Below are 22,129 nucleotides of genomic sequence, written 5' to 3' on the forward strand. Positions count from 1 at the left end.
CCATCCTTTTGCCTATCGTTCAACCGGCTGCGTGTCAGTTCCCGTGATTCCGCCGTGCCTGTCCCGTAAATCCTGCTCGATTTCTTCAAGGCTTTTGCCTTTTGTTTCTGTTACTTTAAAGAAAACGAACAGGAAGGCCGCGATTCCGATGGCCGCATAGCACAAGAACAGGTAACTGATGCCCATCGCTTCCATGAGGACCGGAAAACTTAATGTCACAATTAAGTTCCCTGCATGAAGCATTAAAGTCGATACTCCGGTTCCCACCCCTCTGACATGAAGGGGGAACAGCTCAGGCAGCACCACCCAGACGATCGGTCCCCAGCTGACGGCAAATACGACAATGAATACACCTAAACAGATGACAGTCGTCCATGCCGCACCAGTCGTATTGCCAAAAAAGATATTGGTGAAAGAAAGCACGATTAAACTGATGACCATGCCGGCATTTCCAAATAATAAAAGCGGCTTCCGGCCAATCCTGTCAATAAAGCGGATCGCCACAAGCGTCATCAGAACATTGATCATACCGATGCCGACTGTCCCCAAAATGGCCGCCGAATCTTCAAATCCGACATTCGTAAACGTTTTTGGGGCATAGTAAATAATCGTGTTGGTTCCAATAAATTGCTGGAGAAACGCCAGTCCGACCCCTGCGATTAACGCCGGGCGCACCCACGGTTCCAGCAGCTCTTTCAAGCCCCCCTGCTCCTGCTTTTCCGCTTCCTTAATTTCTTTGATTTCCTGATCGACCTGCTTTCCTCCCCTCATCTTGGACAAAACCCGTCGCGCTTTCTCTTCTTTTCCTTTTGTTAAGAGCCAGCGCGGGCTTTCCGGCATGAAAAAGATACCGATTAAAAGGCCGATTGACGGAATAAGAGCCAAGCCCAGCATCCAGCGCCATGCACCTGCATCACTAAATGCATAATTGATCAAATAAGAGACCAGAATCCCGATCGTAATCATCAGCTGATTTAATGAAGAAAGCGCGCCCCTAGATTCCTTCGGCGCAAGCTCTGAAAGGTACAAAGGAACAATGGTCGTTGAACAGCCAACCGCAAGGCCGAGCACGATCCTGAAAACCACCATATATTCCGTGCTTGGCGCCAGGGCCGTTCCGATCCCCCCAATGCAATACAGCACAGCCGCTGACATAATCGCCCTTCTTCTCCCGAAGCGGTCTGTCAGCCTGCCGGACAAACCCGATCCGAAAATAGCCCCGATTAAAATTGCGCTGACAACCAGCCCTTCTGTAAAGGCATTGAGCCCAAGCTCATCTTTCATAAATAAAATCGCCCCGGAAATGACGCCCGTATCATAACCGTAGAGCACACCGCCCAAGGCTCCAAAAAAATAAAGCCAGGCATTCGATCTTTTTCCCTTCATCAGTATATCCTCCTAACAAGGCTTGTCTTTTATAATCTTTAACCTTGTCTCGCTTTCTTCAAACCTAAGAAACTCGGAGTACCATTAAAAGGAATTTAAAAATATGAAACATTTTATCTGTTTCATCGTCTTATTTAAGGCGGCAAAATGATCAGATCCCGCGGAATTTCCAGAGAATCCCCATATGCAAAACAGCAAATATCTTGTAAAATCCAAGATTGGGAAACCATTTTTTTATTAAAATTTAGACTTATTCAACAATTGTACGTTTTAATATAAATAAAAGAGGAGCTTATACATGCTACGATCGCAACGAACGAAGAAAAAGAGACTAAGAAAATGGGTGAAATACTCATTGTTTTTCATTGCTTTAATCCTGACGGCGACAGCAGCCGCAGGCGGCTATGCGTACTACAAAGTGGCGAACGCCTCCAAAGATGCGCAAGTCACCCTTTCCAGAGGAGAACAGTCCGTCAAGCGGATTAAAGAGTTCAATCCTAAAAAAGATAACTTCTCCATCCTGTTGATGGGGATTGACGCCCGTCCCGGACAAAGCATGGACAAAGAACGAAGCGATGCGATGGTTCTCGCCACGTTCAACAGAAAAAACAAATCAGTGAAACTATTAAGCATCCCGCGGGATTCCTATGTTAACATCCCTGGACGCGGCTTTGATAAAATCACGCATGCCCACTCATTAGGCGGGCGCGACCTCAGTACAGAAACCGTCGAAAACCTGCTCGACATTCCGGTTGATTACGTCATGGAAGCCAATTTTTCAGCTTTCAAAGAAGTAGTTGACGAGCTCGGCGGTGTACCGATCACAATCAAAGAAGACTATATTGTCCGGCAGATTAAAAAGGATACGAAAGGCAAAGTCAATCTCCAAACAGGTGAGCAAACGCTAAACGGAGAAGAGGCCCTTGCTTATGTAAGAACGAGAAAAGCCGATACGGATTTGAAGCGCGGCGATCGCCAGATGGAAGTCATCAAATCGATTATCAACAAATCCAAATCGCTTACTGCCATTCCGGCTTACGACGATATCCTTGATACAGTCGGAAAGAACGTATCAATGAACTTGTCGCTGAATGATGCTATCGGACTTATCCCGTTTATGACGTCCATTCAAACGATCGATACCCTTCAAGTGAAAGGGAGCGATTATCAACCGGGCAAAGTCTACTATTTCCAGCTTGACCAGGAAAATCTCAACGAAATCAAGCAGGAATTAAAACAACAGCTGGATGTATAATTAGAAAAAGGATGAAGATGATTCATCCTTTTTCTCTTTAATGAAACTCAAGATTTACTATTGAAAAAATCTAAATTTAGGTTTAGCCTTTTACATAACATGTCCTTTTAGGGAATACTGCCGAAGAGAGCTGTTTTTCGCCTCCCGAAAAACGGCAAACTGCTCTTACAGGAGGTTATCTTTACATAATGAGGTTAATTGCGATCGATTTAGACGGGACTCTTTTAAATACCGAAAGCCAAATATCCGCAGAAAACCGGGCCGCTATCAAAAAGGCGCTCATCTCAGACTGCATCGTAACCATTTGCACGGGACGGGCCACATTTGACGTCAAAGCGCTTCTGAACGATTTGGATATTCCGATTATCGCCGCAAACGGGGGAACGGTTCACGATTTCAACTATAAACTCCTAAGCAGAACGTTAATGGACAAGGAAGCGGGAAAAAAGGCCGCTCAATACTTAACAGATCATCAAATCTATTTTGAGGTTTATACGGACGATGCGCTGCTTTCTCCTTATGACGGAGAGCAGAAGCTTGAAGCAGAGCTCGATATCGTCACAAGCGCCAACCCTGATGAAGACAGGGATACGCTTTGGCAGGGCGCACTGACTCAGTTTAAACAATTCGGCATCAAACCCGTCCCCGACATTCGCGAGGTTTTTAACGAAGACGAACATATTTATAAGCTGTTGTGCTTCTCATTTGATATGGAAAAACTGAAAAAAGCAAAAGAAGACCTTGCAGCCTTTCCAAAATTGGGACTCACATCTTCCGGAAGACATATCATCGAAATTCTGCCTGATGAATCCGGCAAAGGCCGCGCTTTAAAAGAACTGGCCCGCCACTATGGAATCGAGAAAAAAGACATCTACGCGATCGGCGACAGCCCGAACGACCTGTCAATGTTTGAGGAAGCCGGCCATCGGATCGCGATGGGCAATGCAATCGATGAGCTGAAGCATATCAGCACGTTTATCACGAAAAGCAATGACGAAAACGGCGTCGCTTACTTCATTAATAAACTGCTGGAAAATGAATATCAATAATTAGAAAACCGCTCGAAGATGACTCGAGCGGTTTTCTGCTACTTAATTCTGACGCTTCCGGCGTATTTCTCTTTCCAATAGGCGCTCGTCTCCATATCTGCTGTCGTCACACCGGCAGACAAGGTGACAAGAACGACCTGGCCATTTCCGATATAGATGGCGGGATTCAGAACAGTGGTTCCTTTAAAGAACACGATGTCTCCAGGCTCCAGCTCCTTTTTTGTGATTTTCTTACCTGTACTGTATTGTTTATCAGCGTACCGCGGAAGTTCCACTCCTGCCGCCGTTTTATAGACATATTGGATAAAACCCGCCGTATCAAAGCCTTCTTTAGGCGATGTGCCGCCTTTTTGATAACCGACTTCGCCGATATGCCTGATCGCTTCAGATACAATCGGATTTTTCGGCAGGGACATGTTGTCAAAACGTCTGACTCCTGTGAACTTCTTCTGCCAGTAGGAAGCCGACAAGTAAGAGATCGTCACTTTATTTGAACGGCTCGCATGGATAAACCGGCCGCCCCCGGCATAGATGGCGTTATGGGATATTCCCGGTTTGTACGTATTGCTGAAAAACAAAACATCACCCGGCCGGATATCTTCAAGCTTCACCTTTTGACCGACCGCCCATTGCTGTTCCGCCGATCTTGGCAAATAAACACCGAGCACCTCTCTGAAAACGTATTGGGTCAGTCCTGAACAGTCAAACCCGAGATCCGGAGAGTTTCCTCCAAATACATATGGAACACCGACATAGCTCTTCGCTTTTTGAACGACCGGGTCCATAGAAATCTTAGGCTCTTTTGTGATCCTTTTCGCTTTAAGATACACCGAGCTCCAGTAAGAACTGCCTTCGAGCTTTGTCACGACAACTCCGTTTGATTTTGTGCTGTGGATGATTTGATCATTTCCCATGTAGATGGCGACATGAGTCGGTCCGTCCGATTCCAGCTCGGCATTCTTGAAAAAGACAAGATCCCCCTTTTCGAGCTGCTGACGGCTGACGCTGCTTCCAAGGGTCGATTGCTCCTTTACCGTTCTCGGGAGCGTAATATCGAGCGATTGAAACACATATTGTACAAAGCCTGACGAGTCAAACCCCGTTTTCGGCTTCTCTCCGCCGTAGCTGTATTTCGCACCCTCAAGATGTCTGGCGGTTTCTGCTATTTTCTCGCCGATCGTATCGGCGTATACGTCATTGTGATTCGTTAAAAATAAAGACATCAAAAACACCGCAATTCCACAAAACAAAACCAACTTTTTGTTTGCCGCTTTTTTTATCAATTGTTCTGTTCCTCCTCTTCTTTCCTCTTTCATCGTCATTCAATTGAGATATTTGAAGGACTTTTTTTGCGTGTACAGCAGCGTCATACGAGAAGAAACGCGCAGCACAGCATGATCAGCTTTTTCACCTAAGCGCGGATTAAATGGATGAAGGGAAATATTCTAAAGAGGTCATGAACATGAGTTGCAGTTCCCATTCCGAATTGGTCAGGTGATGCATGTTTGAAGCTTAGTCGAAATTTGTCAGTTTTTATTCCCTTCAAAAGAATACAATAAACACGAACCCCAAAACCATGTATATATTCTCCTGATTTTCTATAAAACTTTATACACTGACCGATTAAGAAAATTGTCGTGTTTCCCAGCCGCTTTTCACAGGTCTTTTATAACCGGAATCAGCACACGCAAAAAGAGAGTGCCGGCGGCACTCTCTTTTCTGCACTGTTATTGTTGGTTTTCCGTTGTTTGATCCTGCTGATTCACTTTTTGGATTTCCGTTGAGATTTTAGCTTTTTCATCGTTTGACAATTCATCAGAATACTTGAAAGCAGACATGAATGCAATGATCAACACTAAACCTACGAACGGCCAAATGGCTCTGACAAATTTCATTTGTTCACCACTCCGTTTTTGTTATTTTTCAGTTTGTCCGCATGATCGACTTCAAACGTCAATTTTCCGTTCTCTTCTTTCCAGTCAAGGTTTGTTCCTTTTGTCAATTGACGGAAGATCGCTTTTCGTTTTAAGAAATCGCTTTTGCCTAAAGGCGTCGGCGTTGCTTCACGAATGTTGAGAGGTGTTACCTCAAAGCGCCCTTTGCCGTCATTCATTAAATGGTATTGTACAAGCGCGCTGTCCCGTGTTCTTGACCAGCCCTGATCAAACACAAAGTTACCGAGGCTGTAGAAAATCACAGTGCCGTTATACACTTCAATCGGTTCGAGAACATGGGGGTGAGCGCCGATGATGACATCTGCTCCGGCATCCGCAATCGCTTTGGCCAGATCCTTCTGTCTGTCGTTCGGTTCATTGTCATATTCTTGTCCCCAGTGCACATGAACAAGGACAAGATCCGCCTTTTTGGATGCTTCCGCGATCATTGGAATAAAGATTTTCGGGCTGAGCGGCAGCACTCCGCCTCTGTTCTTTTTGGCTGTAAAGTTCTTCGTGTAGACGTCTGTAAAACCGAGCGTTGCGATTTTAACACCGTTCACATCCTGATAGGATACGTGCTGTTTCGCGTCTTTGAGATTATTCCCTGCTCCGACAAGCTCCAAGTCCTCATTTGAGAATTTATTCAGTGTATCCTTCAAACCGTCTTCCCCGTAGTCCATCGCATGGTTGTTGGCAAAGTTCAGTACGCTGAAGTTCAGCTTTTTCAATGTTTCGACTGATTCTTGATTCGTTTGCAGATGGATGTTCTTTTCTGCCTCTTGATAGTCCTTTGCATTTGTTACAGGGTTTTCAAAGTTTCCTGTGATAAAATCTGACACATTAAAGTATGGCTTCACATTTTTGAAGACACTTTCCGAACCGTGCAAGTTTGTCACTTTTTCTACGTTTCTTCCCATCATGATATCGCCCACAAAAGTAGCTGTAAGCTTGGCATCTTCTTTTTTGTCCATTTGCGAAGGAGTTTTGGCGCTTCCGACCCAAGTAAAGACAAACATTAAACAGAAAATAACGGGCAATACGATAAAGACGTGCTTGTTTGTTTTCTTTTTCTCCTGCTTCGTCAGCTTCAGCAGTTTTTCCTGAAAGTTCAGTTGTTTTTTCATCGATTTGACACACCTAACTTTAGATTAGATAGTAAGCATACATAATGACGAATGTTGCTCCGCTCAATAAAAGCGTACTTCCAAGCGTAATCGTTAATCCCTGTCTTTGAATGGTATTCGCGATCAGCCCCGGCACAATAATTCCGATTCCCCTGAATTCGGCAATCTCAAACGGCATCACCGGATATATAAAATCAAAACCGATTTTCAAAAGAATTCCCGTTATCAACATCGCTGCGAATTTTCTGCGTCCGTATAGAATCATAATTTTGGAAAGTCCGAATTTCACGATGACATACGTCAGCAAACTGACAAAAAGAACGAGTAACATGAAAATCGGCTGATTGAACACAAGTCCCAAATAACCCGGTACGACGAGGCCGGCTGGTACAATTCCCGTTTTCTCTGCAAAAATCAAACTGAGTAAGACTCCTAAAATGAGGGCGATATATAAATCTGATCCAAACATTGTGTTTTCTTCCTCCTAGCTAACGAGCTGCTTAATCTTGTAATCTTGTATTTTTTCAATGAGAGGCTCCGCTGCTCCGTGGATATTTCCGACTCCGTAAATGACGCGGCCCTCAAGCTTGTTTTTCAGCATGAACATGATTTCTTCCGTTGATTTGTACTCAAAATCAAACAGCTTGTCCGCAGGAATTTTGCCTGCTTCATATGCTTTGACGATCGGCTCTGTTGTTTCTCCAATCAGCACAAGTTCACTTGCTTCAATATAAGGAAGGACATCATCCGCAAACTGCTGTGTTCTGTCTACCCTGTCGGCGCGGCAGTTCATAATGACGATCGGCTGATCCGTAGGATAGCCTATTTCTTTTACACGCTTCCATATGTTTAAAGTGGAAGCTGCGTCATTGGCCGCAAAACCGTTGACGAAATGTCCGGGATTTTTGGCGTTCATCAGCGGCAGAATTCTCATGGCTCCCGGATCAGGCGGCGCATTCAGCATGCCTTTAAAAGCGGTTTCTTCGTCAATGCCCAACGCTTGAGCCACACCGAGCGCAAGAGACGCATTATCAGGGAATACCATGTACTCAAACTGTCTGAGGTATTCATCTGTTATTTTAGAATTGTCTGCGACGATGACTTTTGTATTCCTTTCTTTTGCAATCTGCTTAAAGAAATCGGTATACTCACTATCAGTGATAACTAAATGTCCATTATAAGGAATGGTTGCTGTAAAAGCTTCTGCAATTTCATCCAAAGTCGGTCCCATCACATCCATGTGATCTTCCAGCACGTTCACGATCACGCCGATATTAGCCTGAAGCAATTCTTCCTGAAAGATGATTTGGTAATCAGGGTTAACGGCCATACACTCACTGACAATCGCATTGGCCCCTCTTTCCACCGTTTCTTTCATAACCTCTTTCTGTTCTCCGATATTCGGACCTTGAGGTTTCCTTTTGATCGGTTTCTCTTCCGGTGTGTCCCAATAAATCATCCTTGCGTCTGTCCCGGTTGTTTTTCCTACTGTTTTGTAGCCTGCCTCGATTAATATCCCTGTTGTTAATCTTGTCACCGTGGACTTTCCGCGTATCCCGTTGATGTTCACTCGGACAGGCAGCGCATCGATGTTTTGCTGGTGGCGCCTTTTTTCATAAATGCCGATCCCAACAACGATCACACAGGCTAATAGCATTACCCACATTGTTTGTCTACATCTCCTTCTTGGAATCTGATATGTAAATTCATTCATCAGTATATAGGTTCACTATGAAATCACAATCGGCATTATGTAACAGAAGACGACGAAATTTTCCGTGACAAAGATCACCTCGTCCGAGTCAATAATGCCTATCTTTTTATTGATATTTTTGGCAATCGAAAGTTCTTAATTCCTATCAGTTTTTTGTCAGCGTTTTAAGTATGCGCTTTCAAACTTCGACATTATGATTTTTGTACTTTTCTCCCTATTTCTGATGAAAGATTGAAGGATGAATTCAGGGTCTCTTTTTCCCCCGGATGAAATCCCCTAGAAACGGGCTGTCAAACGGGATATCCCTTTTATTTTTGTATTTTCGCTCTTTTCCAACAGGTTAAAAAGTCACCAATGTGCCCTCTTCAAAACAAATACGTCCTATGACAATCAGATTACCTATTAAAAAATGAAAATCTTTATTAGCATAAAGCGGGATTCATTAACAAATCCAAATTTTTTGTGAGCCGTTCGATTCACCTTGTTTCTTCAGATTTTAGGTTAAAATCCTAAGATTTAAAAAGCCATTAATTTTTTTCAACGATAATTCATCAAACTTTAACATTTTTAATTTTTCTTACTATTCTCATTGTTACTGTATTCGCCAATTTATGCCGAATGAAGGTTATTTTCTATTCAACACAACTGTATATGTCTCTATATCCCAACCCGGCTAAAAATTTCAGTGCCGGACCTTTTTTTATTGAGATTTTAAAAGGATCATGATAATCTTTATGTAAACGGTTACACAAATAGAAAGGAGAAGTCTTTTTGGCTACGATTAAAGACGTCGCACTTGCTGCAAAAGTATCTGTCGCTACGGTTTCCCGGGTATTAAATGAGACGGGATACGTCCATGAAGACACGAGGACACGCGTGTTAAAAGCGATGGAAGAACTGAATTACCACCCGAATGAAGTAGCCAGGTCTCTCTATAAAAGGGAGTCCAGACTGATCGGACTGCTCCTGCCGGATATCACAAACCCGTTCTTTCCTCAGCTTGCGCGCGGCGTTGAAGATGAAATCCACCGCCTCGGCTTTCGGCTCATCTTCGGAAACAGCGATGAAAATTTGGAAAAAGAGCTTGATTATTTGCAGACGTTTAAACAAAATCATGTGGTCGGAGTCATTTCAGCGACCAATTATCCGGATGCGCCAAATTATCAAGACTTGTCCATGCCGATCGTCTTCCTTGACCGGACGGGCGAGAATGCGCCGGCTGTATTCGCGGACAGCCGCGAAGGCGGCAGAATCGCAGCGGCTGAAATGATCAGGAGAAACGCGAAACGAATTACGCTGATTAAAGGACCGGCCCACCTTCAGACTGCAAGAGACCGTTTCAACGGAGCGCTGGAGATGCTGAGCGGGGCCGATATCGATTTTCATGTTATGAAAACCGAGACATTTTCATTTCCGGAAGCTCAAAAACGGGCAGCGGAGCTGTTTGCCACCTATCCGGAAACAGACGGCGTAATCGCAAGCAATGATATTGTGGCGACAGCCGTTTTGCATGAAGCCTTAAAACGGAAGATCAAAGTTCCCGACGAACTGCAGATTATCGGCTTTGATGACATTCCGCAAAGCGAATTGCTTTTCCCCTCTTTATCAACGATCAGGCAGCCCGCCTATGAAATGGGAAAAGAAGCGGCAAAACTGCTGCTGAAATTAATGAAAAATGAATATATTGAACAATCGGCAGTGCAGATGCCGGTTGCCTTTATTGAAAGACATACGACAAGAAAGGCGGAATGACAATGAGTAAAATATGCGTGATTGGCAGCTCTTCGATGGATTTAGTCGTGACATCGCCCAAGCGGCCGGCTGCCGGAGAAACGGTGCTTGGCGAATCTTTTAAAACGGTTCCGGGCGGAAAGGGCGCCAACCAGGCAGTCGCTGCGGCCCGGCTTGGTGCAGAGGTCCATATGATCGGCTGCGTCGGCGATGATCATTACGGAAAAGCCATCCTCGACAATTTTCAAGCGAACGGTGTTTTGACAGACTATGTGGAACCGGTTACAGGTCAGGAAAGCGGCACCGCACATATCGTTCTCGCAGACGGCGACAACAGTATTATCGTCGTCAAAGGGGCAAATGACCATGTCACACCTGAATACGTTCAAAAAGCGCTGCCTGCGATTAAACAGGCAGACATCGTTCTGATTCAGCAGGAGATTCCGGAAGAAACCGTCGATTATGTCAGCGGACTGTGCAGCTCACTCGGCATTCCTCTCCTGCTGAATCCGGCACCAGCCCGTCCGCTTTGCCCGGAAACGGTCGAACATGCGGCCTACATCACACCAAACGAGCATGAAGCTTCGGTACTGTTTCAGGGCATGTCCCGGGATGAAGCGTTAAAGCGCTATCCGGAGAAGCTGTTCATCACAGAAGGAAAAAACGGGGTCCGCTATCACAATGGTCTGGAAGAAAGGGTCGTTCCTTCATTCCCTGTCAATGCGATTGATACGACGGGAGCCGGAGACACCTTCAATGCGGGGTTGGCCGTTGCGCTTTCCGAAGGACAAAGCATCGAATCTGCCTTGCGCTTTGCGAACCGGGCGGCTTCCCTCTCGGTTTTGAAATTCGGCGCGCAAGGCGGCATGCCGAAACGCGATGAAGTGGAGCGTGAATTGTCATGAAAAAACACGGGATTTTAAACAGCCATATCGCAAAACTACTGGCCGATCTCGGGCATACCGACACCGTCGTCATCGCGGATGCCGGCCTGCCCGTTCCTCCCGGCGTCCCCAAAATCGATCTTGCACTGACATTGGGTACGCCCGGATTTCAAGAGGTCACAAAGCTCATCGCTGATGAAATGGCCGTCGAAAAAGTGACGGCAGCCGAAGAAATAGAAAGCGTCAATCCTGATCAAGCCGCATTTTTAAAAGCGGAATTTTCAAACCAAAAAATTGACTATATTCCCCACGAAGCATTCAAAAAAGCGACGAGCCATGCAAAAGCGGTCATTCGCACAGGGGAAGCAACACCTTATGCAAATTGCATCTTGCACGCGGGAGTGATCTTTTAGATGTTTACATTCTACATCTGGAAAGAAGGGATAGCCCATGCATATTAAAATGAAGGACATTTATAAAGCTTTTGGCCAAAACCAGGTGCTGTCCGGCGTTACTTTCGAACTTCAGGAAGGTGAAGTCCACGCTTTAATGGGAGAAAACGGCGCCGGAAAGTCGACACTCATGAATCTGTTGACTGGACTTCACAGGCTGGACAGCGGAACGATCGAGATCGACGGAAAAGAAATGTATTTTTCAGATCCAAAAAAAGCCGAACAGAACGGCATCGCCTTTATCCATCAGGAGCTGAACATTTGGCCTGAAATGACCGTTTTGGAAAATTTGTTTATCGGCAGAGAGCTTTCTTCCAAACTTGGATTTTTAAATAACAAGAAAATGAAAGCGCTAGCAAAAGAGCAGCTTGAAAGACTTGGAGTCTCGATTTCTCTTGAAAAAGAAGCCGGAGACTGTTCTGTCGGACAGCAGCAAATGATCGAAATCGCAAAAGCCCTTATGACAGACGCGAAAGTGATCATCATGGATGAACCGACGGCAGCGTTGACAGAAAGAGAAATTGAAAAACTGTTCGGCGTCATTAGAGCATTAAAGAAAAACGGTGTCTCCATCGTCTATATATCCCACCGCATGGAAGAAATCTTCACGATTTGCGACCGGATCACGGTGATGCGCGACGGAAAAACAGTCGACACGAAACGGATTCCCGACACCGACTTTCATGAAGTGGTGAAAAAGATGGTCGGACGGGAGCTGACCGAACGCTATCCTGAAAGACAGCCAAATCCGGGACGCGTCGTTCTCGAAGTCAAGCAGGCATCCAAAAAAGGCGTCTTCCAAAATATCAGCTTTACCGTCCGCTCCGGTGAAATCGTCGGGATTTCAGGACTGATGGGTGCCGGGCGCACCGAGCTGATGAGGGCGGTTTTCGGGCTCGATCCGCTTGATTCGGGAGACATTTTCATCGAAGGCAAAAAAGCGACGCTCAAAAAACCGAGCGACGCCGTTCAAAAAGGAATCGGTTTTATTACTGAGAACCGCAAGGATGAAGGACTTGTGCTCGAAACGTCCATCAGGGAAAATATCGCCCTTCCGAATCTCGCCAGCTTTTCACCGAAAGGATGGATCGACAAAAAAAGCGAGCAGGAATTTGTCGACCTTCTGATCAAGCGGCTGACGATCAAAACGGAATCGCCGGAAACCCACGCGCGAAACCTTTCAGGAGGAAACCAGCAAAAAGTGGTCATCGCCAAATGGATCGGAATCGGTCCTAAAGTGCTGATTTTGGATGAGCCGACGCGAGGCGTCGATGTCGGCGCGAAAAGGGAGATTTATCAGCTGATGAACGAGCTGACAGACCGCGGCGTCGCGATCGTCATGGTCTCTTCAGAGCTGCCCGAGATTCTCGGGATGAGCGACCGCGTCCTTGTGATCCATGAAGGAACGCTAAGCGGTGAGCTATCAAGAAATGATGCCACGCAAGAACGAATTATGACACTCGCTACAGGAGGGCGGTAACATGAAAACTCAACCGGCTGTGAAAAAAAGCCTTAATGTCGATTCTGTAATGCAAAAGCTCGGTCCGTTTCTCGGCCTGATAATTCTCGTCGTCATCGTATCAGTATTAAACCCGAGCTTTTTAGAACCGTTAAATATTTTAAACTTGTTAAGACAAGTCGCTATTAATGCGCTGATCGCGTTCGGCATGACCTTTGTCATTTTGACCGGCGGCATCGACCTTTCCGTCGGAGCGATTTTGGCGATGTCGAGCGCATTGATCGCCGGCATGATCGCCGGCGGCATCGATCCTGTTTTGGCCGTCATCATCGGCTGCCTAATCGGAGCCCTGCTCGGCTTGGTCAACGGGCTGTTAATCACGAAGGGCAAAATGGCCCCGTTCATCGCAACACTTGCGACAATGACGATTTTCCGCGGATTGACGATGGTTTACACAGACGGCAATCCGATTACAGGGCTCGGCAATCACTACGGCTTCCAGCTTTTCGGACGCGGCTACTTTTTAGGCATCCCCGTCCCTGCGATAACTATGGCGGCCGCCTTTATCATCCTCTGGGTGATCCTTCACAAAACACCTTTCGGCCGCCGCACGTATGCAATCGGCGGAAATGAAAAAGCGGCCCTGATCTCGGGCATTAAAGTTCCGCGCGTCAAAATGATGATTTATTCTCTTGCCGGCCTATTATCCGCGTTGGCTGGAGCCATCTTGACGTCACGGCTAAACTCAGCCCAGCCGACGGCAGGCACTTCCTATGAACTCGACGCCATTGCCGCGGTTGTATTAGGCGGTACAAGCCTTGCCGGAGGAAGAGGACGAATTGCCGGCACACTCATCGGCGTTCTGATCATCGGAACGTTGAACAACGGCTTGAACCTGCTTGGCGTCTCTTCCTTTTTCCAAATGGTCGTCAAAGGTGTCGTCATTTTGATCGCAGTCCTGCTGGACCGCAAGAAATCCGCTTAAGGAGGGCTATACTGATGAAAAAAACATTAACGGTTTTCACCGCATTGGCGCTTCTGTTTCTGTCCGCCTGCTCGCTGGAGCCGCCGGAATGGGCAAAGCCAAATAAAGAAAAAGGAACGGATATCAAAATCGGTTTATCTGTCTCGACTTTGAAAAACCCGTTTTTCGTTTCATTAAAAAACGGAGTTGTCAAAGAAGCCAAAAAACAAGGGATTGAAGTGATTGTCGTCGATGCACAGGATGATTCAGCAAAGCAGACGAATGATGTCGAAGATCTTCTGCAGCAAGGCGTTGACGCTTTATTGATCAATCCGGCCGACTCCTCCGCCATCTCAACGGCAGTCCAATCGGCCAATTCGCTTGGCATTCCGGTCGTCACCCTTGACCGCTCCGCCGAAAACGGAAAAGTAGAAACGCTCGTCGCTTCAGATAACGTAAAAGGCGGGCAAATGGCAGCGGACTTTATCGTACAGCAGCTCGGCAAAGGCGCAAAAGTGGTTGAACTTGAAGGCGTCCCCGGCGCATCGGCAACAAGGGAACGGGGCTCAGGATTTCATAAGACCGCTGACGACAAGCTGAATGTGATCGCCAAGCAAACAGCCGACTTTGACCGGACAAAAGGGTTGAACGTCATGGAGAACCTTCTTCAAGGAAATCCTGATATTCAAGCGGTTTTCGCCCATAATGACGAAATGGCGCTCGGCGCGATTGAAGCGATCAGAAGCTCAGGGAAAGAGATTCTTGTCGTCGGCTTCGACGGCAATGAAGATGCGGTTAAAGCGGTTAAGGCCGGAGACATGTCGGCCACGATCGCCCAGCAGCCTGAATTGATCGGCAAGCTCGCCGTACAAGCGGCCCGCGATATTTTGAACGGTAAAAAAGTTGAAAAAACGATACCCGCACCGCTCAAACTGGAAACGAAAAAGTAACGACAAAATCAGACCTCTTCATACATGGAGGTCTGATTTTTTTTGGCCATCTCCATAAACGCTTTTGCCGCCCGGCTCAAATAGCATGTTTCCGAATAAGCAAACACAAGCGTCCGGGACGGATCGGATTGTAAAGGAACATAGACGATTCTGTCAGACTCTTTTCGCATGACCATCCGGGGCACGACCGTGACCCCCATTCCGTGTTCAACGAGAGATTGGGCGGTTTCAATGCTGCTTGTTTTGAAGGTCACTTTCGGTTGAAACCCTTCCTCCGCACATAAATCGAGTACCATTCTACGGAAGCCGTAGCCTTCTTTTAATAAAATAAACGGCACATCCTCGACAGTTTTCAAAGCAAGAGGGGAATTTTCGGGATTCGACCGGACCGAATCAATGAGCTTCCGCAATTGGCCGGTCATCCAGCTCTCCCTTTCATTTGGAATCGCCAAAAAAAGCGGCTCGTTCAGTATCGGCCGGATCGCGAGCCTGTCATTTTCAATCGGCAAAGGGAGAATCGACAGATCCACCGCTCCGTTTTCCGTCATGTTTTCCAATGCCGCCGGCGAATCTTCTATCAGCTGAACCTGTACGTTCAGATGCTTTTTCAGAAAGGCTTTCAGGAGCGGCGGAAGAAGATATCCTCCCGTGACAGCGGGAACGCCGATCGATAATTCCGTCCCTATTTCCTCGAGCTGATCGCGCATTTCACACAGCAGTTCATCTCTTGACCGCAAAATATCCTGTGCTTTTCGGATGAAGCGCATCCCTTGAGGAGTCGGCGAGACCCCCTCTCTGTTTCTGTAAAACAGCGGAAAGCCAAGCTCGCTTTCCAGCTTTTTTATTTGCTGGCTCAGTGAAGGCTGAGCGATATGCAGGCTGGCAGCTGCCTTTGTAAAACTGCCTTTTTTGAAAATCTCTGCCGCGTATTCAAAAAGCCTCATATCCAATTCCCGCACCCCCATAGTTTCCGCCTATCATTTTCATACATTTTATATCTTAGACTGATGGCTGTCGACTCCCCTAATATAAATACATAGCCGATAGGAGGATGATACAAATGAAAACTAGCGCGCAACGGCAATTTTCAAAAAACCCGGAGCAATATCGCGATGAGCCTCTGTTCTCATCGGGAAAAGATCTTGATGCCATGGTCAGCTGCCGAAATCTGACCAGCGGTGAAACCCTGCTTGATATCGGAACCGGAGCGGGACATACGGCCATTGCCTTTTCGCCTTTTGTCAAACATTGCACAGGAATCGATATTACAGAAAAAATGGTTCAAACTGCCGCTCAATTTGCCGAACAGAAAAATGCTGAAAATGTGGTTTTTCTTCAAGGCGATGCAGCACAATTGGATTTTGCAAGCGAGTCTTTTGATATTGTCACATGCCGGTATGCAGCCCACCATTTTCCGGAGATCAGCCGGTCCATCCAGGAAATAGCGCGCGTCTTGAAAAAAGGCGGCTCCTTTCTCCTCATCGATCATTGTGCGCCGGAGGACGAAGCTTTAGACCGATTTATAAATTGGCTCAATCAATTGAGAGACCCGTCACACGTAAGGGAATATTCAGAGAACGAATGGCAGAAGCTGTTTGAAGAGAACGGACTCGATTTTGCCGTCCTGGAGAGATGGAATCTTCCGATCGATTACGAGAGCTGGCTTCGAAGAGGCGCCGTGCCTGAACAAAGAAAGGCAGCCATCCATGCCCATTTGTCAGAACCGTCCCAGTCTTGCCGTGACATGTTTAACATCGTCCACGATGAAAACGGGCATCCGGTGTCTTTTTGTCTGAAAGCGGTTTTGATTGCCGGAATGAAAGCATAAGCTAAACGGCCCGCCGGATTCCGGACTTTTTCGCAACCGAATTTTTAAAGAAGAAAAAGCCCCCTTTTTAAAGAGGGGGCTTTTTCATTTACTCGGGATTGCCTTCGGCCGCTTCAATTCCGGCTGCAAGATCATGTTTATTGAGATCCGCTTTAAAGAAATCTTGCGTATTCGGCAATCTGAGATTCATATTAAGTTTTTGAGAAATTTGTACCGTGCATTCTTCGATTTCATAATCGAAAACGTGTCCGCCGACATTGCGGTCTTCATCAATAAAGTGAAGATGGAAGCCGGAAACTGCGATTCCGTTGGCATATTGCGGCGTCCAAAAGCCGACGATCGTCCCTTTAATATCATTAAAATCAAAGATTGGCTGCGATTTTACCGCATCGACCATCGGCACGTACGGTTTTTCCTGCAGTTCAACCGTTCTCGTTTTGACTTTCTTAAAGATTCCGTCCATGCGGATCGCGTAAAACAGGTTTTCACTCGGCATGATCCGTTTCATTTCTTCCTCGAACGCCTTAAGCGGCATCCGCTGCTTGATTTCGTGATAAATATCTGGCCGGAAGAAAGCGAGTGAGCAAAACGGAGAACAATCGCTTCCTTGAACAGGATAGGCTTTGCCATCGGAACGAAGACGGTAAAACTCACCGTCAAAACCGATCAGCTCACCGTCGAGCCGATTGAACGTTCCGATTCCGAAGTCTCCGTGATCCTTTGCTTCAGACATGTAAAAATCCCCGTCATAAATTCCGTCCAATAACGATATCATCGTTGAGACCTGAAAGACCTGGTCAAGGTTCTTGTCAACGGGCTGAACCACTTTTTGTTTGCTTGCACTTTTCATTTTCCTCGTTTCACTCCCTTGATTTTGTTTGTTATGACTGGACTTGCTGTGATCAAGATTGCTTAGAGGCTTGTTTACTAAAATGTTCCTCAAAGTTTTTTGGAAAACGCTGATCAGCCAAATGAACGTTGTCGCTGTAATCAACCGGAATATCAATGACAACCGGACCCTCTGCATCAAGACCAGCTTTAAGCACCTCTGCCAATTCGTCAGGCGAATTGACCCTTAAACCTTTTGCTCCAAAGCTTTCAGCATATTTTACAATATCGATTCCGCCGAAGTCGACTCCGGACGTCCGCTTGTATTTCATCTCCTGCTGGAACGCAACCATATCGTATGTGCTGTCATTCCAGACAATGTGAACGATCGGCGCTTTCAATCTGACCGCTGTCTCAAGCTCCATCGCGGAGAACAGGAAGCCTCCGTCCCCGGAAACAGACACGACTTTCTGTCCCGGATTGACCAGTGTTGCTGCGATCGCCCACGGCAAAGCAACGCCCAGCGTCTGCATGCCGTTTGAAGTCAGCAGTCCATACGGACGGTATGTGCGGAAATATCTCGACATCCAAATCGCATGGGAGCCGATGTCGCAAGTCACTGTTATGTCATCACTCAGCAAATCACGCAAATCGCGAACGATTTGCAACGGATGAACAAGATCCGTTTTTGTTTCTTTAGGGGGCTCGCTTTGCTCCTCCAGCGCTTTCTTCAAATAATCAAGCACAGGTGCAAATGATTCATCGATGGAAACCGGCAAAGAATCATGTTCAATATGGTTTAATGTCTCTGCGATATCACCGATCAGCTCAATTTCAGGCTGATAGTCATGATCGATATCGGCTTGTATTTCATCAAGATGAATCACACTGCGCTCGCCTTTTCCGTTCCAAAAGACGGGGTCGTATTCAATCGGATCATAGCCGACTGTCAAAACGAGATCCGCTTTTTCCAACAAAATATCTCCGGGCTGATTGCGGAATAATCCGATCCGGCCGAAGTACTGGTCTTCCAAATCGTGAGACAGCGTACCCGCTGCTTGGTATGTTTCAACGAACGGCAGTTTCACTTTTCTCAGCAGACGGCGGACCGCTTCAATCGCTTCAGGTCTTCCGCCTTTCATCCCTACAAGCACGACGGGAAGGTTCGCATTGTGTATTTTGGCGATAGCCGCGCTGATTAGTTCATCCGGAGCCGCGCCGAGCTTCGGCGCCGGCATGGTTTTCACCGGCTTGGCAGTTGCCGGACCGGCCGTAACGTCCTGCGGAAAGCTGAGAAACGCTGCCCCGGCCTGTCCGGAAGCTGCCGCTCTGAATGCATTGGTTACCGCCTCAGGGATGTTGTTCGCATCTTCCACTTCTGCGCTATATTTTGTAATCGGCTGAAACAACGCCGCATTATCCATCGATTGATGAGTTCTTTTGAGACGATCCGCTCTTTTTACAGCACCCGCCAGGGCAACAACCGGATCTCCTTCTGTATTGGCTGTTACAAGACCGGTCGCTAAATTAGACGCTCCCGGACCCGAAGTCACCAGGCAAACACCGGGCTTTCCAGTCAATCGTCCGACTGCCGCCGCCATAAATGCTGCATTCTGCTCGTGACGACAAACAATCAGTTCAGGCCCCTTGTCTTTCAATACGTCATACACCGCATCGATTTTCGCTCCCGGAATACCGAAAACATGAGTGACACCTTGCTGAATGAGACTATCCACCACAAGCTCTGCTCCTCTTACAGTAAGAGTTTCATTTTTAGCGGCTACATTTTTCAAAGCCCTCACTCCTCCATTTTCATTCGTTTACAATGAATTTTTAATAAAATTATTGTATTATTAAATATACATCTTGTGGAAATTGTTTTCCAATACTTCTTTGTCTTACAATTAATATGTAAAACGACTGAAATCGCATTCAGAAAGGAATGAGTGAATAATGGAGCTGCGCCATCTTCGTTATTTTATGGTTGTTGCCGAAGAACTGCATTTCGGAAAAGCAGCTCTTCGGCTGAACATGACTCAGCCTCCGCTCAGCCAGCAGATTAAACAGCTAGAAAGTGAAATAGGCGTCACCTTGCTGAAGAGGTCAAAAAGAGCCGTCAGGCTGACGGCGGCAGGCGGGGTCTTTTTAAAACAAATCAAGGAAGGACTTTCCCAGATTGATCAAGCCGTCGACATGGCTCAGCGGACGGCCCGCGGGGAGCTGGGCAGACTCGTGATCGGCTTTGTCGGCTCCGCCACATACGAGATCATGCCTCCCATCATCAGGGAATACCGAAACCGGTACCCGTCCGTCCAGATTGATCTTCGGGAGCTTTCAACCCCCAATCAGGTCAATGCACTGCTAAACGGACACATTGACATCGGAGTGCTGCATCCTCCGTTGGGAAACGACGAGCTAAAGTCATACACAGTGAAGAAAAGCCACTGTGTCCTTGCACTTCCGAAACACCACCCGCTGTCAGAAAAACCCCGGGTACATTTGAAAGATCTTGAAGACGAATCGCTGATCGTCATTGCCAAAGAAGCGTGGCCCTCTTTATACACGGAATTTAATTTCTTGTGTGAAAAAGCCGGGTTTATCCCCAACATCGCCCAGGAAGCTACAGAATACCAAATGGTGATCGGCCTCGTGACAGCCGGAATGGGAATCGCCGTTGTGCCTACAGCGGCTAAACGATTATTTAACCTCGATGTTGTATACAAAGAAATCGAAGACTTTCCCCTTCGCGCAGAATGGATTACCGCACATCGAAAAGACAACCGCAATCCGGCGCTTAAGCATTTCATCGAAATCTCGGACCAATACTCATAGCCGGATAGAAAAAAACCCGCGGACAAATCCTCCTTGTTTCACGGGTTTTTTTCTCATATTGACGTTTGCGCGTTTTGAAAACGGAGTTAACTGCCGATTGCCGCTCCATCGCTTCTCGGATCGCTTCCTCCTCTCAGGAAACCTCGATCATCAATCTCGATGATGCCGGCATGACCCATCACACCGTCAAAGTCGCCGACAACGGTTACATGATGCCCATGCTTACGCAGTTTTTCAATCACTTCGGGCGCCACTCTGCTTTCTATTCTTACACCTTCCACCCGTTCTCCCCATGTTCTGCCCCACAGCCATCTCGGTTCATGAACGGCTGTTTGCGGATCCATCCCGTAATCTATCATTCTCGTGATAAGAACCGTCTGCGTCTGCGGCTGTCCTTCTCCCCCCTGCGTTCCGTAAAGAAATTTCGGCTTGCCGCCTTTGAACGCCATGGCGGGCATCAGCGTATGAAAAGTTCTTTTTCCCGGCTCCAGTGTATTGACATGGTCAGGATCAAGCGAGAAAAACGACCCTCTGTTCTGCAAAATGACACCGGTATCTCCAGCTGTCACACCTGAGCCGAATTCGAAATACAAACTTTGGATAAACGAAACAGCATTCCCGTCTTCATCTACTGCTGCAGCATAAGCCGTATCACTGCCGAGCGGCCGGCTCTCCGCCTGAAGAGCCGACAGTCCGATTTTTGCGGCCAGCTCCCGCGCATACCCTTTGTCAAGCAGGCGCTCCAGCGGTATTTGGGAAAATGCCGGGTCAGTCAATACTTTATTGCTGTCGGAAATACTTAATTTCAATGCTTCGATGAGCAGGTGATAATATTCGAAAGAACCGTGCTCGATCATGCCAAAGTCGTAGTTTTCCAAAATATTCAATGCCATAAGACCGGTAAATCCTTGTGAATTCGGAGGCATTTGATAGATCGCATATCCTCTGTATGTAGAGGAAAGCGGAGACACCCATTCCCCTTGATGCCGCTCGAAATCTTCCAGGGTCAAGATGCCTCCGTTGTTTTGCAGATAGGCTGCTGAAGCTTGGGCAATTTCCCCTTTATAAAAGGCGTCTCTTCCTTTCTCAGCGATCATCGCCAAAGTGCGCGCGAGCTCTTTTTGCACAAAGCGCTCACCTGGAGTGGGCGGGTTTCCTCCCGGAAGATAAATATCTGCAGTGATCGGCATACCGGAAAGCCACTCAGCGTTTTTCACCGTGTTTTGACATTGATCCGGCGAGACCGGGAAACCCTTTTCTGCATACATGATCGCCGGCTTCAGCACCTCCCGAAGCGATAAACGGCCGTATGCCGCCAGTATTTCGGCCCAGCTGTCCGCCATCCCCGGCACGGTAATCGCACTGCTCATGCCCCTGACCGGAATGGCACGCTCTCCTTTATACTGATTCCGGTCCGCTTTCCGCCCCGACCGCCCGCTGCCATTGTATCCTTTGATCTCACCGCTTCCTTTGTGATACATCAGCCAAAAAGCATCCCCTCCGAGCCCTGTCATATGCGGATAGACAACAGCAAGGCACGCGCTTACTGCCACAGCCGCGTCAAACGCGTTTCCTCCCTTCTCCATGATGCTGTTCCCTGCAAGCGAAGCGAGATAATGAGGACTGACAACCATTTGTTTCGAACCGATCTTCAGTTTCTCCATAGCTCTCTTCCTTTCTTTCAAGCATCCATTTGTCTTTGAAGTATAGTGGCCCGTTTAAGGAGGCGCTACTTT

The 22,129-nt window shown here is 47.0% G+C and carries 20 protein-coding genes; 10 read left to right on the forward strand and 10 right to left on the reverse strand.

The features are described 5' to 3' along the window. Positions 1-12: 12 nt before the first annotated feature. On the reverse strand, positions 13-1,386 hold the full coding sequence (locus tag M1D67_RS19635; RefSeq protein ID WP_035337833.1) for a sugar porter family MFS transporter: 1,374 nt from the start codon (positions 1,384-1,386) through the stop codon (positions 13-15). Between the two features lie 298 nt (positions 1,387-1,684). Between M1D67_RS19635 and M1D67_RS19640 the strand changes: the two genes are divergently transcribed. Together M1D67_RS19640 and M1D67_RS19645 are read left to right on the forward strand one after the other, a co-directional pair. Continuing rightward, entirely contained in the window at positions 1,685-2,641 is a 957-nt protein-coding gene (locus tag M1D67_RS19640; protein ID WP_026580204.1) for an LCP family protein, read from the forward strand. A gap of 188 nt (positions 2,642-2,829) precedes the next feature. Next, entirely contained in the window at positions 2,830-3,690 is an 861-nt protein-coding gene (locus tag M1D67_RS19645) for a Cof-type HAD-IIB family hydrolase (protein ID WP_075212726.1), read from the forward strand. Positions 3,691-3,728: 38 nt separating this feature from the next. Here M1D67_RS19645 and M1D67_RS19650 read toward each other — a convergent pair whose 3' ends face one another. The 5 genes from M1D67_RS19650 to pgsB all read right to left on the reverse strand — a co-directional run bounded on the left by M1D67_RS19650 (position 3,729) and on the right by pgsB (position 8,417). Further along, positions 3,729-4,973 (reverse strand): C40 family peptidase, encoded by a 1,245-nt coding sequence (locus M1D67_RS19650; protein WP_035337836.1) that lies wholly within the window; start codon positions 4,971-4,973, stop codon positions 3,729-3,731. Positions 4,974-5,417: 444 nt separating this feature from the next. Beyond that, positions 5,418-5,585, reverse strand: coding sequence for a hypothetical protein (locus M1D67_RS19655; RefSeq protein ID WP_023857159.1), 168 nt, complete (start codon positions 5,583-5,585; stop codon positions 5,418-5,420). Next, complete coding sequence (locus tag M1D67_RS19660; protein ID WP_023857158.1) at positions 5,582-6,751, reverse strand: CapA family protein; 1,170 nt, start codon at positions 6,749-6,751, stop codon at positions 5,582-5,584. Before M1D67_RS19660 ends, M1D67_RS19655 begins: the two co-directional genes overlap by 4 nt. A 19-nt stretch (positions 6,752-6,770) precedes the next feature. Continuing rightward, positions 6,771-7,220 carry a poly-gamma-glutamate biosynthesis protein PgsC gene (gene pgsC, locus M1D67_RS19665; protein ID WP_003185831.1) on the reverse strand — a complete coding sequence of 150 codons (450 nt, stop codon included), beginning with the start codon at positions 7,218-7,220 and terminating at the stop codon, positions 6,771-6,773. 15 nt (positions 7,221-7,235) lie between these two features. Next, positions 7,236-8,417 (reverse strand): poly-gamma-glutamate synthase PgsB, encoded by a 1,182-nt coding sequence (gene pgsB / locus M1D67_RS19670; RefSeq protein WP_095291498.1) that lies wholly within the window; start codon positions 8,415-8,417, stop codon positions 7,236-7,238. 819 nt (positions 8,418-9,236) lie between these two features. Between pgsB and M1D67_RS19675 the strand changes: the two genes are divergently transcribed. The 6 genes from M1D67_RS19675 to rbsB are packed head-to-tail and all read left to right on the forward strand — an operon-like array spanning position 9,237 to position 14,905. Continuing rightward, positions 9,237-10,217 (forward strand): LacI family DNA-binding transcriptional regulator, encoded by a 981-nt coding sequence (locus M1D67_RS19675; protein WP_080131517.1) that lies wholly within the window; start codon positions 9,237-9,239, stop codon positions 10,215-10,217. 2 nt (positions 10,218-10,219) lie between these two features. After that, positions 10,220-11,101: a ribokinase gene (gene rbsK, locus M1D67_RS19680; RefSeq protein WP_179289514.1), complete on the forward strand. Its 882-nt coding sequence runs from the start codon at positions 10,220-10,222 to the stop codon at positions 11,099-11,101. Beyond that, on the forward strand, positions 11,098-11,493 hold the full coding sequence (rbsD, locus tag M1D67_RS19685; protein WP_023857154.1) for a D-ribose pyranase: 396 nt from the start codon (positions 11,098-11,100) through the stop codon (positions 11,491-11,493). Before rbsK ends, rbsD begins: the two co-directional genes overlap by 4 nt. Before the next feature lie 37 nt (positions 11,494-11,530). Continuing rightward, positions 11,531-13,012 (forward strand): sugar ABC transporter ATP-binding protein, encoded by a 1,482-nt coding sequence (locus M1D67_RS19690; RefSeq protein WP_080131519.1) that lies wholly within the window; start codon positions 11,531-11,533, stop codon positions 13,010-13,012. 1 nt (position 13,013) lies between these two features. Further along, complete coding sequence (rbsC, locus tag M1D67_RS19695; RefSeq protein WP_471659756.1) at positions 13,014-13,976, forward strand: ribose ABC transporter permease RbsC; 963 nt, start codon at positions 13,014-13,016, stop codon at positions 13,974-13,976. 14 nt (positions 13,977-13,990) lie between these two features. After that, on the forward strand, positions 13,991-14,905 hold the full coding sequence (gene rbsB / locus M1D67_RS19700; RefSeq protein WP_229129232.1) for a ribose ABC transporter substrate-binding protein RbsB: 915 nt from the start codon (positions 13,991-13,993) through the stop codon (positions 14,903-14,905). Positions 14,906-14,913: 8 nt separating this feature from the next. Here the strand turns inward: rbsB and M1D67_RS19705 are convergent, their stop codons facing one another. Then, positions 14,914-15,855, reverse strand: a complete 942-nt coding sequence (locus M1D67_RS19705) for a LysR family transcriptional regulator (protein ID WP_479831467.1) — start codon at positions 15,853-15,855, stop codon at positions 14,914-14,916. Positions 15,856-15,965: 110 nt separating this feature from the next. On the opposite strand from M1D67_RS19705, the gene M1D67_RS19710 reads away from it, so the two are divergent. Then, complete coding sequence (locus M1D67_RS19710; protein ID WP_411202742.1) at positions 15,966-16,733, forward strand: class I SAM-dependent methyltransferase; 768 nt, start codon at positions 15,966-15,968, stop codon at positions 16,731-16,733. A gap of 88 nt (positions 16,734-16,821) precedes the next feature. Here M1D67_RS19710 and budA read toward each other — a convergent pair whose 3' ends face one another. Together budA and alsS are read right to left on the reverse strand one after the other, a co-directional pair. Beyond that, positions 16,822-17,583, reverse strand: coding sequence for an acetolactate decarboxylase (budA, locus tag M1D67_RS19715; RefSeq protein WP_023857150.1), 762 nt, complete (start codon positions 17,581-17,583; stop codon positions 16,822-16,824). Positions 17,584-17,635: 52 nt separating this feature from the next. Beyond that, complete coding sequence (gene alsS / locus M1D67_RS19720; protein WP_020453180.1) at positions 17,636-19,354, reverse strand: acetolactate synthase AlsS; 1,719 nt, start codon at positions 19,352-19,354, stop codon at positions 17,636-17,638. 160 nt (positions 19,355-19,514) lie between these two features. Between alsS and alsR the strand changes: the two genes are divergently transcribed. Further along, on the forward strand, positions 19,515-20,393 hold the full coding sequence (gene alsR / locus M1D67_RS19725) for an acetoin biosynthesis transcriptional regulator AlsR (RefSeq protein WP_023857148.1): 879 nt from the start codon (positions 19,515-19,517) through the stop codon (positions 20,391-20,393). 86 nt (positions 20,394-20,479) lie between these two features. Here alsR and ggt read toward each other — a convergent pair whose 3' ends face one another. Continuing rightward, on the reverse strand, positions 20,480-22,057 hold the full coding sequence (gene ggt / locus M1D67_RS19730) for a gamma-glutamyltransferase (RefSeq protein WP_145929985.1): 1,578 nt from the start codon (positions 22,055-22,057) through the stop codon (positions 20,480-20,482). Positions 22,058-22,129 lie beyond the last annotated feature (72 nt).

It is taken from the genome of Bacillus sp. PK6-025 (genome assembly GCF_056530265.1).

Excerpts from the sequence above, each read along its gene's own strand:
- budA (WP_023857150.1), bottom strand. The coding sequence starts at position 17,583 with ATGAAAAGTGCAAGCAAACAAAAAGTGGTTCAGCCCGTTGACAAGAAC.
- M1D67_RS19645 (WP_075212726.1), top strand. The coding sequence starts at position 2,830 with ATGAGGTTAATTGCGATCGATTTAGACGGGACTCTTTTAAATACCGAA.
- rbsD (WP_023857154.1), top strand. The coding sequence starts at position 11,098 with ATGAAAAAACACGGGATTTTAAACAGCCATATCGCAAAACTACTGGCC.
- rbsK (WP_179289514.1), top strand. The coding sequence starts at position 10,220 with ATGAGTAAAATATGCGTGATTGGCAGCTCTTCGATGGATTTAGTCGTG.
- M1D67_RS19660 (WP_023857158.1), bottom strand. The coding sequence starts at position 6,751 with ATGAAAAAACAACTGAACTTTCAGGAAAAACTGCTGAAGCTGACGAAG.
- M1D67_RS19710 (WP_411202742.1), top strand. The coding sequence starts at position 15,966 with ATGAAAACTAGCGCGCAACGGCAATTTTCAAAAAACCCGGAGCAATAT.
- rbsB (WP_229129232.1), top strand. The coding sequence starts at position 13,991 with ATGAAAAAAACATTAACGGTTTTCACCGCATTGGCGCTTCTGTTTCTG.
- M1D67_RS19655 (WP_023857159.1), bottom strand. The coding sequence starts at position 5,585 with ATGAAATTTGTCAGAGCCATTTGGCCGTTCGTAGGTTTAGTGTTGATC.
- rbsC (WP_471659756.1), top strand. The coding sequence starts at position 13,014 with ATGAAAACTCAACCGGCTGTGAAAAAAAGCCTTAATGTCGATTCTGTA.
- M1D67_RS19635 (WP_035337833.1), bottom strand. The coding sequence starts at position 1,386 with ATGAAGGGAAAAAGATCGAATGCCTGGCTTTATTTTTTTGGAGCCTTG.
- pgsC (WP_003185831.1), bottom strand. The coding sequence starts at position 7,220 with ATGTTTGGATCAGATTTATATATCGCCCTCATTTTAGGAGTCTTACTC.
- pgsB (WP_095291498.1), bottom strand. The coding sequence starts at position 8,417 with ATGTGGGTAATGCTATTAGCCTGTGTGATCGTTGTTGGGATCGGCATT.
- M1D67_RS19690 (WP_080131519.1), top strand. The coding sequence starts at position 11,531 with ATGCATATTAAAATGAAGGACATTTATAAAGCTTTTGGCCAAAACCAG.
- alsR (WP_023857148.1), top strand. The coding sequence starts at position 19,515 with ATGGAGCTGCGCCATCTTCGTTATTTTATGGTTGTTGCCGAAGAACTG.
- ggt (WP_145929985.1), bottom strand. The coding sequence starts at position 22,057 with ATGGAGAAACTGAAGATCGGTTCGAAACAAATGGTTGTCAGTCCTCAT.
- M1D67_RS19640 (WP_026580204.1), top strand. The coding sequence starts at position 1,685 with ATGCTACGATCGCAACGAACGAAGAAAAAGAGACTAAGAAAATGGGTG.